Origin of the sequence: Roseibium sp. SCP15 (assembly GCF_040329435.1) — a bacterium.
Lineage (GTDB): Bacteria > Pseudomonadota > Alphaproteobacteria > Rhizobiales > Stappiaceae > Roseibium.
Genome location: NZ_JBDZYI010000001.1, coordinates 1,151,797 through 1,164,040, shown reverse-complemented (window position 1 = coordinate 1,164,040; position 12,244 = coordinate 1,151,797). Strand labels below are relative to the sequence as shown.

Below are 12,244 nucleotides of genomic sequence, written 5' to 3'. Positions count from 1 at the left end.
AACTGCTCAAAAAAACAGCGCGGACACGTGCCCGCGCTGCTGAATTCTTCAAGTTTAGGGCTATTCAGGCCGCGTCTGCAGCAACCTTCAAGGACACAATGTTGTCCGGATCAACAACTGGTTCGCCGCGCTTGATCTTGTCGACATTGTCCATTCCATCGATGACTTCACCCCACACGGTGTATTGGCCATCGAGCCATGGCGCATCCGTGAAGCAGATGAAGAACTGACTGTCGCCGGAATTGGGGTCCATTGCACGTGCCATGGAACAAGTTCCGCGAACGTGTTTTTCTTTGCTGAATTCTGCCTTCAGTTTCTGGCCAGAACCTCCGGTTCCGGTTCCTTGCGGACAACCGGTCTGTGCCATGAAACCGTCAATCACACGATGGAAGACGATGCCGTCGTAGAAGCCTTCGCGAACCAGTTCCTTGATACGCGCGACATGCGTCGGTGCCAGGTCAGGTTTCAATTCGATAACGACGGGTCCCTGACTTGTTTCCATGACCAATGTATTTTCGGCGTCTTTGATCTCAGCCATTTTTGTCTCCTTGAGTTATTCTGTACTCTGGTCGCGTGCCTTAACCGGCATCCGCCGCGACTTGCATCTTGATGATCTTGTCCGGATTCGCCGGGGGTTCACCGCGCGTGATTTTGTCAATGACATCCATTCCGTCGACCACCTGTCCAAATACGGTGTACTGACCGTTGAGCCAGTCACCATCTGCGAACATGATGAAAAATTGAGAATTTGCGCTGTTTGGATTCGCGGCCCGGGCCATTCCGAGGGTTCCACGTGCAAAGGGAGTTTCCGTGAATTCTGCTGCGAGGTCAGGTTCTTCAGAACCTCCCATTCCCGTGCCTGTCGGGTCGCCGGTCTGCGCCATGAAGCCGTCAATCACTCGGTGAAATACGATGCCGTCGTAAAAGCCTTCGCGAGTCAGCTTCTTGATGCGTTCCACATGCTGAGGCGCCAGATCCGGGCGCAATTGAATGACGACTCGCCCGTCTTTCAAATCCAGATAGAGCGTGTTTTCAGGATCATTGTCCTGTGCGAAAGCGGTCGCCGGAATGACAAACAAATATGCCAACACAGCGAATACTGCAAATAATTTTGACACTGGGAACTCCTAACGTTCAGGTCAAAGAATGTTTGTGTTTCATGCGTCTGGTCTTGCCCGCAGGCGCAACGGCTGTGCAACCGGTTTGGGTACAAATGCCGAGATTTCCCCGCCCATTTTGGCGATTTGCCTTACCAAGGTGGCCGTGATGTGACGCACGTTCGGAGAAGCTGGCAAGAAAACAGTTCTGATCTCGGGAGCCAGTGTGCCGTTCATCCCCGCCATCTGCATTTCGTAATCCAGGTCTGTTCCATCACGCAATCCACGCACCAGATAGGCTGCTTCCTGTTCTTTGGCGGTGTCGATAACGAGATTGGAAAAAGCAATGACATCAATGCGTTTTGCTTCGTCCGGACTGAATTCCGCGCGCGCCGATGCATGAATGAGGTCGACTCGCTCTTCAAAAGAGAACAAAGGTGATTTGCCCGGATGAATTCCGATTGCAACCACGACTCTGTCGGCCAGAGCCAGAGATTGACGCAGAATATCCATGTGGCCGTTGGTAACCGGATCGAATGATCCTGGATAAAGTGCAATACGTTTCATGGCCCTTCAATACTCTGACTATTGCCAGGTCACAAGGAAAACAGCTGATTTGAGAGGACTTTGTCATCAACTGACATTTTGTGATGGCAATCACATAAGTCTTTCCTCGCTTGGGCCAAAGTGGCTTCATCAAATTTAGATGGCGTGAGCAGGAGCCAGGCAAATGAGGAGCTACAACGATACCAACCGGGCCGCTAACAACAAAGCGGGAACGCCTTTTGCATTTCAGGCAAAGGCAACCGATCCGGCAATGCATTTCAAGATGGCAGCCATTTTCATACTGGCCCTGTTGACGATGATCGCAGCCGGCGTGATGACCATGCACCCCAGCAAAGCTTCACAGGCGCAGGATCTCAATAACCTGGCAACTCAGGGAATGATGGCGACCAAGACGGATCGCGCAACCAAGATTCCTTCCAATGAAACCTGCAAGTCACAAGCGTGGGGCGCGTGGAGCGATGACTGTGCTGCTGCTCTGACTGGCGCGCGCAAGGTTCGTAACGTTTCATTCGTAACCGTTCAAAAGCAGTCCCCAAGCGTCAATGAAACAATTTTGACAAGGTACCCTACCTCGAACTGATCTCACGGTTTCGAAAATCATATTTCCAACGGCGACTTGGTTCACCCTAGTCGCCGTTTTTGATTGACCTAAGTTATTGTCCATAAGGGTCACATTGCCTCTGCGAGTGCATTGTTGTTGATTGCAACTTGAAATTTTCGTCTTTGCGTGATGGAATTTGATCTTTCGTGAACCGTGTCGAAACTACTTAGGTAGTCCAAATGTATCGAATTTTCGATTCTGCGGTCTCGTCGATAGTCAAGAGGGGTGATCTTAGCGTAACCGATCCTGCAGGAATGGTTCATCATTATGGAGATGGGTCTGGAGCTCCTGTTGGAATTAAAGTAAACACCGCGGCTGCGGTCAAGATTGTTGCGGATCCGGACCTTTATTTCGGCGAGTGCTATGTAAATGGAGACCTCGTGGTATCCGAGGGAACCATATTTGACGTGCTGTCAGTGTTCCTGCAGAACACCAGTAGTACGAACGCGACCTATTCATCAAAAATGCTGCACGGCATCCGACGGACGATCAGGCGACTGGATCAATACAATCCGGTCGGGCGATCAAAGGTCAACGTCTCGCATCATTATGATCTCTCCAGAAGCCTCTACGACCTCTTCCTTGATTCTGACAGACAGTATTCCTGTGCCTATTTCGAGGGGGATGACGGGTCATTGGAACAGGCGCAACTGGCAAAGAAACGGCACATTGCGTCAAAGTTGATGATCGAGCCAGGGATGCGGATTCTGGATATAGGGTCCGGCTGGGGTGGGTTGGCCATTTATTTGGCTGAGGTGTGCGACGCTGATGTTGTTGGTGTCACTCTTTCCGAAGAACAATTGGCCTTATCTCGGCAGCGCGTTGGCGCGCGCGGATTGTCAAACAAGATATCCCTGCAATTGCGTGACTATCGGACTTTGAACACGAAGTTCGACAGGATCGTGTCGGTCGGAATGTTCGAGCATGTCGGCGTTGGGCATTTTCGTGAGTTTTTTCAAAAGACCAGCTCGCTGCTCGATGATCAGGGAGTTGCCCTGCTTCATTCGATCAACCGGTCTGACGGCCCCGGAGCCACCAATGCCTGGATCAAGAAGTATATTTTCCCAGGCGGTTACATCCCGGCACTTTCAGAGGTGGTTCCCCATCTTGAACAATGGGGGCTCTACGTCACTGATATTGAAATACTGAGATTGCATTATGCCGAGACGCTCAAATACTGGGCCTCCCGCTTTGATGCTAACCGCGACGAAGCAAAGGCGATTTACGACGAACGATTTTGTCGAATGTGGGAATTCTATCTGGCGGCATCCGAGTGCGCTTTTCGTCTCGCAGGCATGAACAATTTCCAGATCCAGTTCGTCAAGGATCAGACAACTCTTCCGCTGACGCGCGATTATATGGTCCACGAGGAAAACCGGCTCCGGACAATTGAGGATCAGTTGCTGTCTGATGCGGCGGAGTAGACGGCTGTACGGAGAACCGCGAAACAGACAGACACATACTTGTAATTTGGAAATAGCGCTGCGGTTTACTCGGGTCATACTGCAGAACACCAATTGCTTCGCAGCGTTGGCCTTCCAGAACCAAGTCAGGCTTTTGGAAGGACTGCAATTGGACACATTTCTCGGGAGCTGATGATGACGATCCCGCTTTGGTCTTTCAAGAAGGTCTTGATCTATTTCTGGTTACTTTGGTGGCTGATTGCGTTTTTGACTGATTTTGCCGGGGCGATGGTTCAGCTTGGCTTGATCGAAGGAAGTTGGCTTCCCCATTCAAACTATCCGTTTCTCGTAAAATCTCTTGCCATCTATCACCCTCCAAACGCGCTGCCCCCGTTTCTGTTTGCCGGCATAATCTGTTGGTCCTTTCTGTCGACAGTCTTTTTTGCCGCCGCCGCCTTCACTCCAATGTCTCCACGCGAACGCTGGATTGCCCGGGTCAACACCGCTTACATTGTTTCGCTCGGACTTTGGCTTGCTTTCTTTATCGCTGATCAAATCGTCATGAAGTTCAGCCTGGAACAAAATCATATGGTCCAGGCAAGCTTTCAGCTTCTGACCTTCGTCGCGATCCATACTCTTCCAGACGAAAACAAGAACTGATTGCTACGTTTCAGCTCAAAAAGGAAAGGCGACCATGAGGTCGCCTTCAACGTGTTTTCTTTCAAGACCCGAACATCACGGTCCGGGAACAGAATGGAAAGGCTATTCGTCCGATCCTTCACCTTCCGGTTCACCCGGATTGTCCCCCGCTGACGGTGCTTCGCCTTCAGTGCCTGAGGTCTCTGCATCGCCTTCGGTTTCACCGTCAACGTCCTCGTCATCAACCTCGGAGATACCCTCCACGGCAACGACTTTTTCATCTTGGGCTGTCTTGAAGACAATCACACCTTGTGTTGCTCGGCCAGCAATACGGATACCGTCAACAGGACAACGAATGAGCTGGCCTCCGTCCGTGACCAACATGATCTGATGGTTGTCTTCGACCGGGAAGGAAGAAATGAGTCCGCCGTTTCGATCGTTGACTGCCATGGCTGTGATACCTTTGCCGCCGCGGCCGGTAACACGGTATTCAAACGAAGATGTCCGCTTTCCATAGCCATTCTCGGAAATGGTCAGAATGATCTGTTCGGCAGCACTCATCTGAGCGTAACGTTCCTGTGGCAGATCGCCAGCGACAACGCCCTCTTCATCTCCACCATTGCCGTTTTCTTCAGCTTCACCGCGCATGGCGCGAGACAGCTTGAGATACGCAGCTCTTTCTTCAGCATCGACGTCGATGTGATGAAGAATTTGCATGGAAATGACACGGTCGCCATCGGCCAGTTTGATGCCGCGCACACCGACGGAGTTGCGGCCTGCGAATACACGAACATCGGTAACGGGGAAGCGGATGCACTGCCCGAAATTCGTGGTCAGCATAACGTCAGCATGCTCAGAGCATGTGTCGACACCGACGATGCCGTCGCCGTCCTCGAGCTTCATCGCGATCTTGCCGTTGCGGTTGATGTTCACAAAGTCGGAAAGCTTGTTCCGACGAACCGTTCCGCGAACAGTCGCAAACATCACATCGAGATTGGCCCAGCTATCCTCATCTTCCGGTAGTGGCAGAATGGAAGTGATCTGTTCGCCCTGCTCGAGGGGCAACATATTGACCAATGCCTTGCCGCGGGAGGTTGGGCCGCCAAGTGGCAATCTCCAGACCTTCATCTTGTAACAGATACCGCGGGAGGAGAAGAACAAGACCGGAGTGTGGGTGTTGGCGACAAACAGGCGAGTCACGAAATCCTCGTCCTTGGTCGACATGCCCGAGCGTCCCTTTCCACCCCTGCGCTGTGCGCGGTACGTGGCAAGCGGAACACGTTTGATGTAGCCGCTGTGAGATACGGTCACCACCATATCTTCACGCTGGATCAGGTCTTCTTCATCAAAGTCCGCACCACCTTCGATAATTTCGGTTCTTCTTGGTGTTGCAAACTCTTCCTTGATTTCCAGCATCTCGTTGCGAACGATTTCCTGGATGCGCGCGCGCGAGCGAAGAATATCGAGGTAATCTGAAATTTCGGCGCCGATTTTCTTCAGTTCATCATCGATTTCATCCCGGCCCAAAGCTGTAAGGCGCTGCAGACGCAGATCCAGGATTGCGCGAGCCTGTTCTTCAGACAGCTTGTAGGTACCGTCTTCCCGAACCTGATGACGCGGATCGTCGATCAGACGGATCAACGGCTCGACGTCATGTGCAGGCCAATCTCGCTCCATCAACTGGGCTCGTGCAGTTGCGGGGTCCGGAGCTGTCCGGATCAGATGAATGACTTCATCGATGTTGGCAACCGCAATGCCAAGGCCCACCAAGATATGTGCCCTGTCACGGGCCTTCTTGAGCAGATACCGGGTCCGCCGTTGAACGACTTCTTCACGGAACGTAACAAACGCTTTCAGCATGTCCGAAAGGTTCATCTGCTCCGGCTTGCCGCCATTCAGCGCAACCATATTTGCGCCGAAGGAGGTTTGCAGCTGACTGAAACGGTAGAGCTGATTGAGAACGACATCTGGAACCGCGTCGCGCTTCAGCTCAATGACTACCCGCATACCGGATCTGTCACTTTCATCTCGAATATCGGAGATGCCCTCGATGCGCTTGTCACGCACGAGTTCGGCGATCTTCTCGATCATTGTCGATTTGTTGACCTGATACGGGATCTCCGAAACAATCAGCGCGTTTCGATCCTTGCGAACCTCTTCGATGTCGACCTTGGCCCGCATGACGACAGAGCCGCGCCCGCTTTCATAAGCGTTGCGGATGCCGGCCCTACCCAGGATCATGCCACCTGTCGGGAAATCCGGTCCCGGAACGATCTGCATCAGTTCTTCCAGCGACATGGACGGATTTTCCATGATCGCGATGGCAGCGTCGATCACTTCGCCAAGGTTGTGTGGCGGAATATTGGTCGCCATGCCGACCGCGATACCGCCGGCGCCATTGACCAGAAGATTTGGAAACTTCGCCGGCAGGACAACCGGTTCGCTTTCAGAGTTGTCGTAGTTTTCCTGGAAATCGACGGTGTCCTTGTCGATATCGTCCAGAAGTTTGTGCGCGACCTTCTCAAGACGACACTCTGTGTAACGCATGGCAGCGGCTGGATCGCCATCGATGGAACCGAAGTTCCCCTGCCCGTCGATCAACGGCAAACGCAAAGAGAAGTTCTGCGCCATGCGCACAAGCGCGTCATAAATCGCACTGTCACCGTGCGGGTGGTACTTACCCATTACGTCACCGACCACGCGGGCCGATTTGCGATATGGTTTGTTCCACTCGTAGCCGTTTTCGTGCATCGAATAGAGGATGCGCCGATGCACCGGCTTCAGTCCGTCTCTCACGTCGGGCAATGCGCGCGATACGATCACACTCATGGCGTAATCGAGGTAGCTGCGCTTCATTTCATCGACAATGGAGACCGGTTTGATATCCGACGGAAGATCGTCGGAAGGCGTGCTGTTGTCCTGGTCAGCCAAGGAAGACACTCATTTGATTGTTATTGCTGGCTCTTTTATATCCGATTCAAGTCACTGCACCAAATCGGAGGCTGTTTTCCGCCTAAGGAATAGCGCTTTCTTTTCAATGCACTACAGCAAGTATACACAGGGCAAAAAAATCATTTGAGCAAAGCGGGTCGCTGTTTCACTCAAACCCCTATAGTAAGTCCGCTTCCGTGCCGGAAAAACAGTTTCGGGAATGAGAAATGCTAGACTATTTTATCAACGCTTTTGCGACGCTTTTCGTCACGATCGACCCCGTCGGATTGGCTCCCATGTTCCTCGCCGTGACGGCGGGAATGAGCCAGGCAGACAGGCGGCGGGTAGCTGTCCGGGCAACGCTCACCGCTGCCGGAATCCTCCTGATCTTTTATGCCTCCGGACAAACGGTGCTGAATGTACTGGGTATTTCCGTTTCTGCCTTCCGAGTGGCCGGCGGCATCCTGTTGTTCTTGATTGCCATCGAGATGATTTTCGGAAAGCGGCAGGAACGGAAAGCAGAAACAGCTGAAAAAGCGATTGAATCGGAAGCCCATCACGGCACGGTCAACGAACTGGCAATCTTTCCACTCGCCATTCCCCTTATTTCTGGACCAGCGACAATATCCGCGATCATTCTTTTATCCAGCCAGGCTCCCGATACCATCCACTATGCCGGTTTGGGCGGTGTCATTGCCGTGATCCTTCTGAGCTGTATGGGGGCCTTTCTGGTTGCAGATAAACTGGAGCGCCTGCTCGGGGATACTGCTCAGCTGGTGATTACGCGCCTTTTGGGCGTTCTGCTTGCAGCTCTGTCCGTCCAGTTCGTCGCGGATGGTGTTATGGCCTTTATCAATACCTAGCGTGGAAGCGACAGCCGAAACTCTTGCGGAGACACTCCGTGAACGCTGTCGCGCGCCTTTATTACCACCTCGGAAACACCATCGGGGATCGCCACCCCGGAAAGCGACCGCGTAAATGGCTGCTCCTCCACATGCGGATGTAACAGCACGCGTTCTCCCAGAAGATCGCCTTCGGGAGTAAAGACCTGCCAAAGATCAGCGTAGTGGTCCCATCCGGTGTCTTCATGTCGCAAAGTCACGGAAAAGGTCCATGTAGCTCCGGATTTCCTCGCCTTGGCGTCGACAATTTCGACATCGTTAGCCTGTCCGGGAAGTGTCCCAAGCATCATCCATGTGACTGCTGTGACCAAGGTAGTTTTTAGCAAATTCTTCATTTCAACGACCTCAACTCAAATCATTTGAGCGACGATGAAGGAGCGAGAAAGTTGATAAAAGTCACGAATACGTCATAGGCTCCCACGCGATACAGAATATTGAATTCTTTCGACATTAAAGGGGGCTGCCATGGCGGGACATGGGTCCAGGCGGGTGATATTCGCAGCACTTGCGGGAAACTCTCTAATCGCAATCACGAAGTTTGCTGCAGCCATCTACACCGGCTCGTCGGCGATGCTGTCTGAAGGCATCCATTCGCTTGTCGACACAGGTAACCAGGGCCTTCTGCTATACGGATTGAAGAAATCCAGACAACCTGCCGATCAGCGTCATCCGTTCGGGTATGGTGCAGAGCTTTACTTCTGGTCCTTTGTCGTTGCGATCCTGATATTTGCGGTTGGGGCAGGAGTGTCCCTTTACGAAGGTATCCAGAAAGTTCTGCACCCGCATCCGGTTTCAAATCCTTATGTCGCCTATGCCGTTCTCGGACTTGCCATGATTTTCGAGTCCATCGCCTGGTGGATTGCCTACAAGGAATTCGATCAGGTCCGCGGCAAGAAAACGATCTTTTCTGCAGTTCGCGACAGCAAGGACCCAACCGTGTTCACAGTGCTTTTCGAAGACAGTGCAGCCATGTTGGGTCTGTTCGTGGCATTCTTCGGATTGCTCGGCGTCCAATATCTGGGCCTTGCCTGGCTGGACGGAGCCGCGTCTATCCTGATCGGCATTATTCTGGCGGGCACAGCAGCTCTGTTGGCGTTTGAGACCAAGGGACTGCTGATCGGTGAAGGAGCCGCGCCAGAAGTCCTGGCAAAGATCGAAGCGATCATCGACGCGACACCGGCAATTGAAAATTTGAACGAGATCAGGACATTGCACCGCGGTCCGCAAGATGTCCTGCTAGCACTTTCTGTTGATTTCATCGATGAAGTTGTGGCCGGAACGGTAGAAGAAACGATCTATTCGTTGGAACGTACAATCAAGATGCAAATTCCAGAGATCACCCGCCTGTTCATTGAAGTACAGGCCAAGAGGCATCATGAGGAAATGTTGGCGGAGGAAAGGGAAGCACGCGTTCCTTCAGACGAATGAACTACAGCTTTTGATTCAACGGGACATCGCTACAAACTCGGTGTGACTTGCGGAAAGGTTCTGGCTTCGGCATTCTCATAACCGGAGGTTGATGATGCCGGTAGATGTCGACGCAATCAGGGATATTCTGCTGAACCTTAAGCAGGAACTGGAAGAACTCAGCGAGATTTCGGAAGAAGCCAGAGCAACTGTGACCCTCGATCAGCAATCTGTTGGCAGGTTGTCGCGTATGGACGCGTTGCAAGGTCAAGCAATGGCTCAAGCGTCGGAACGCCAACGGCGAGCGGATATCCAAAGGATATTAGCCGCATTGCAGCGCCTTGATGAGGACGAATACGGGTATTGCGTTGAGTGCGGTGATGAAATTGCGGAAAAACGACTTGAAGTCGACCCTGCCGCCGCGTTCTGCATCAATTGCGCTCGTTAGTTCGGTTTTTTAACCAGTCTCTGGAGACCGAGAAGGAACTTTGAAACGTTCTTTGTCACTCGATCGATCGGATAGTTGGACAACTCCTCCTCTGACCACCGAGATACCGGCGTCAGGCTTTTCTCCAACCCTTCCAACGTCTCGCGTTCACCTTTATCCAAATTCATCCTGCTGGCCATTGACAATAGTGTCAGCTGCTCATGTATCCGTCGCAGAACAGACAACGCTTCGCCCATGCGGTGCTTGAGAGAAGGGTCCTGCCGCCAACTCATCCCCTTGAACACTTCCTGCGTCACGCGTTGGCCGGCTCCATGACAATTGTAGGTGATACAGCCTTTGAAACCCAATTCTTCCCTGTCCTGAAAGACTTTGCATTCCATGTTGTCATCGAGATTTGGGCAAACTTCACCCGCAGCCTTGTCGATGGCAAACGACTCGGACTTGTCAAACGCAAACACGACACAGCACAGCGCCGCGCAAGCGGAGCAATCTGGTGTCAATTCGATAGAATTGTTCTTTGCCATTGCTCTATAGAGTCGGACGCGTTTGCATTGCCCGTCATACAAAATGACCGCGGATTACTGTCTCAAGCAACCCGCGGCCGTTTGTCATCATTCCCATTCAATGGTGCCCGGAGGTTTTGAGGTGATGTCGTACGTCACCCGGTTGATCCCCTGCACTTCATTGATGATGCGCGTCGCCGTTTCACCGAGGAACTCGTGGCTGAACGGATAGTAGTCCGCGGTCATGCCATCAACCGAGGTGACTGCCCTTAGAGCACATGCGTAGTCATAGGTTCGATAGTCACCCATGACGCCGACGGTGCGCACCGGCAAAATGGCAACAAAGGCCTGCCAGATATCATCGTAGAGACCGTGTTTTCTAATCTGGTCGATGTAAACGGCATCGGCCTTGCGTAGAATTTCCAGCTTGTCCCTGGTGATTTCTCCGGGACAACGGATTGCAAGCCCGGGTCCCGGAAACGGGTGGCGACCGATAAAGCTGTCCGGCAGGCCGAGTTCGCGACCAAGTGCCCTCACCTCGTCCTTGAACAGTTCACGCAGCGGCTCGACCAGCTTCAGGCCCATCTTCTCCGGCAATCCGCCCACATTGTGGTGGGATTTGATGGTCACCGAGGGTCCGCCGGAAAAGCTGACACTCTCGATGACATCCGGATAAAGCGTCCCCTGGGCCAGGAATTCAGCGCCTTCGATTTCGTTGGCGTATTTCTGGAACACATCAATGAACAGCTTGCCGATTGTCTTGCGTTTGGTTTCCGGATCGGATTCGCCTTCAAGGGCTCCGAGGAACAAGTCCGATTCATCTGCATGGATCAACGGAATGTTATAGTGATCCCGGAACATGGAAACGACTTCATCCGCCTCGTTGAGACGCAGCAAGCCGTGTTCAACGAAGACACAGGTCAGTTGGTCGCCGATCGCTTCATGAATCAAAACAGCAGCGACCGAGCTGTCCACACCACCGGACAAGCCACAGATAACTTTCTTGTCGCCAACCTGCTCACGGATCTTGGCGATTGCATCGTCCCGGTAAGCGCCCATGGTCCAGTCGCCGGTGAAGCCCGCCAGGCGCACAAAGTTCTCATACAGCTTCTTGCCGTTGGGCGTGTGATGAACTTCGGGGTGAAACTGAACGGCGTAGAAATGGCGGGACGTATCGGCAGTGATGGCAAACGGAGCATTCGGGGATGTTCCATACACTTCAAAACCTGGCGCAATTTCACTCACGTGATCGCCGTGGCTCATCCAGACCTGCTCTCGCGTATCTTCGAACCATCCATCCAGAAGTGGAAGCTTGTGATCTTCAGGCGTCACGTAAGCCCGTCCGAACTCTGCAGTGCCGTGTCCACGTTCCACCTTACCGCCAAGGCAATGCATCATCACCTGTTGGCCGTAGCAAATCCCCAGGATCGGAACGCCGAGGTCAAAAACTGTCTTTGGAGGCATCGGAGCGCCTTCCGCAAACACGGAAGACGGGCCACCTGAGAAAATCACCGCTTTGGGCTTGAACTCAGCCAGGAATGCGTCAGTAACATTCTGAAACGGGTGAATTTCGCAGTAAACGTTCAACTCACGCAGGCGCCGCGCAATGAGCTGGGTCACCTGAGAGCCGAAGTCAATGATTAGTAGGCGGTCGTGCTGGGTCATGGCCAGCTTCTACCCGGTCTTTTCCGGAAAATGAACCCGATTTTCGCATGAAAGGCCTTGTCGCACAGGATTTTCTTGCCC

At 52.7% G+C, this 12,244-nt stretch carries 13 protein-coding genes; 6 read left to right on the top strand and 7 right to left on the bottom strand.

What is annotated here, in order from left to right:
- Positions 1–64: 64 nt before the first annotated feature.
- From ABLO27_RS05235 to coaD, 3 genes are read right to left on the bottom strand one after another with little or no spacing between them, the layout of a single operon-like run.
- Positions 65–538 (bottom strand): peptidylprolyl isomerase, encoded by a 474-nt coding sequence (locus tag ABLO27_RS05235; protein ID WP_353031002.1) that lies wholly within the window; start codon positions 536–538, stop codon positions 65–67.
- 40 nt (positions 539–578) lie between these two features.
- A complete protein-coding gene (locus ABLO27_RS05230; protein WP_417714740.1) occupies positions 579–1,118 on the bottom strand; it encodes a peptidylprolyl isomerase in 540 nt (179 codons plus the stop codon).
- Positions 1,119–1,157: 39 nt separating this feature from the next.
- A complete protein-coding gene (gene coaD / locus ABLO27_RS05225) occupies positions 1,158–1,664 on the bottom strand; it encodes a pantetheine-phosphate adenylyltransferase (protein ID WP_353031000.1) in 507 nt (168 codons plus the stop codon).
- A gap of 163 nt (positions 1,665–1,827) precedes the next feature.
- Between coaD and ABLO27_RS05220 the strand changes: the two genes are divergently transcribed.
- The 3 genes from ABLO27_RS05220 to ABLO27_RS05210 all read left to right on the top strand — a co-directional run bounded on the left by ABLO27_RS05220 (position 1,828) and on the right by ABLO27_RS05210 (position 4,328).
- Positions 1,828–2,244, top strand: coding sequence for a phosphopantetheine adenylyltransferase (locus ABLO27_RS05220; RefSeq protein WP_353030998.1), 417 nt, complete (start codon positions 1,828–1,830; stop codon positions 2,242–2,244).
- A gap of 200 nt (positions 2,245–2,444) precedes the next feature.
- Positions 2,445–3,689, top strand: a complete 1,245-nt coding sequence (locus ABLO27_RS05215; RefSeq protein ID WP_353030996.1) for a cyclopropane-fatty-acyl-phospholipid synthase family protein — start codon at positions 2,445–2,447, stop codon at positions 3,687–3,689.
- A 174-nt stretch (positions 3,690–3,863) separates the two neighbouring features.
- Positions 3,864–4,328, top strand: a complete 465-nt coding sequence (locus ABLO27_RS05210) for a hypothetical protein (protein ID WP_353030994.1) — start codon at positions 3,864–3,866, stop codon at positions 4,326–4,328.
- Between the two features lie 102 nt (positions 4,329–4,430).
- Here ABLO27_RS05210 and gyrA read toward each other — a convergent pair whose 3' ends face one another.
- On the bottom strand, positions 4,431–7,238 hold the full coding sequence (gyrA, locus tag ABLO27_RS05205) for a DNA gyrase subunit A (protein WP_353030992.1): 2,808 nt from the start codon (positions 7,236–7,238) through the stop codon (positions 4,431–4,433).
- Between the two features lie 227 nt (positions 7,239–7,465).
- Between gyrA and ABLO27_RS05200 the strand changes: the two genes are divergently transcribed.
- Entirely contained in the window at positions 7,466–8,101 is a 636-nt protein-coding gene (locus tag ABLO27_RS05200) for a MarC family protein (RefSeq protein ID WP_353030990.1), read from the top strand.
- Here ABLO27_RS05200 and ABLO27_RS05195 read toward each other — a convergent pair.
- On the bottom strand, positions 8,098–8,430 hold the full coding sequence (locus ABLO27_RS05195) for a hypothetical protein (RefSeq protein WP_353030988.1): 333 nt from the start codon (positions 8,428–8,430) through the stop codon (positions 8,098–8,100). The genes ABLO27_RS05200 and ABLO27_RS05195 overlap by 4 nt on opposite strands.
- Before the next feature lie 175 nt (positions 8,431–8,605).
- Here ABLO27_RS05195 and ABLO27_RS05190 point away from each other — a divergent pair, with 175 nt between their 5' ends.
- Together ABLO27_RS05190 and ABLO27_RS05185 are read left to right on the top strand one after the other, a co-directional pair.
- Complete coding sequence (locus ABLO27_RS05190) at positions 8,606–9,568, top strand: cation diffusion facilitator family transporter (protein WP_353030987.1); 963 nt, start codon at positions 8,606–8,608, stop codon at positions 9,566–9,568.
- Between the two features lie 91 nt (positions 9,569–9,659).
- A complete protein-coding gene (locus tag ABLO27_RS05185) occupies positions 9,660–9,995 on the top strand; it encodes a TraR/DksA family transcriptional regulator (protein WP_353030986.1) in 336 nt (111 codons plus the stop codon).
- Here ABLO27_RS05185 and ABLO27_RS05180 read toward each other — a convergent pair.
- Both ABLO27_RS05180 and guaA read right to left on the bottom strand, forming a co-directional pair.
- A complete protein-coding gene (locus ABLO27_RS05180; RefSeq protein WP_353030985.1) occupies positions 9,992–10,561 on the bottom strand; it encodes a hypothetical protein in 570 nt (189 codons plus the stop codon). The genes ABLO27_RS05185 and ABLO27_RS05180 overlap by 4 nt on opposite strands.
- A 45-nt stretch (positions 10,562–10,606) precedes the next feature.
- Entirely contained in the window at positions 10,607–12,163 is a 1,557-nt protein-coding gene (gene guaA / locus ABLO27_RS05175) for a glutamine-hydrolyzing GMP synthase (protein ID WP_353030984.1), read from the bottom strand.
- Positions 12,164–12,244: the final 81 nt, after the last annotated feature.

Bases quoted from the DNA above. Each gene is read 5' to 3' on its own strand.
- ABLO27_RS05235 (WP_353031002.1), bottom strand. From the start codon at position 538: ATGGCTGAGATCAAAGACGCCGAAAATACATTGGTCATGGAAACAAGT.
- coaD (WP_353031000.1), bottom strand. From the start codon at position 1,664: ATGAAACGTATTGCACTTTATCCAGGATCATTCGATCCGGTTACCAAC.
- ABLO27_RS05220 (WP_353030998.1), top strand. From the start codon at position 1,828: ATGAGGAGCTACAACGATACCAACCGGGCCGCTAACAACAAAGCGGGA.
- ABLO27_RS05215 (WP_353030996.1), top strand. From the start codon at position 2,445: ATGTATCGAATTTTCGATTCTGCGGTCTCGTCGATAGTCAAGAGGGGT.
- ABLO27_RS05210 (WP_353030994.1), top strand. From the start codon at position 3,864: ATGACGATCCCGCTTTGGTCTTTCAAGAAGGTCTTGATCTATTTCTGG.
- ABLO27_RS05200 (WP_353030990.1), top strand. From the start codon at position 7,466: ATGCTAGACTATTTTATCAACGCTTTTGCGACGCTTTTCGTCACGATC.
- ABLO27_RS05195 (WP_353030988.1), bottom strand. From the start codon at position 8,430: ATGATGCTTGGGACACTTCCCGGACAGGCTAACGATGTCGAAATTGTC.
- ABLO27_RS05190 (WP_353030987.1), top strand. From the start codon at position 8,606: ATGGCGGGACATGGGTCCAGGCGGGTGATATTCGCAGCACTTGCGGGA.
- ABLO27_RS05185 (WP_353030986.1), top strand. From the start codon at position 9,660: ATGATGCCGGTAGATGTCGACGCAATCAGGGATATTCTGCTGAACCTT.
- guaA (WP_353030984.1), bottom strand. From the start codon at position 12,163: ATGACCCAGCACGACCGCCTACTAATCATTGACTTCGGCTCTCAGGTG.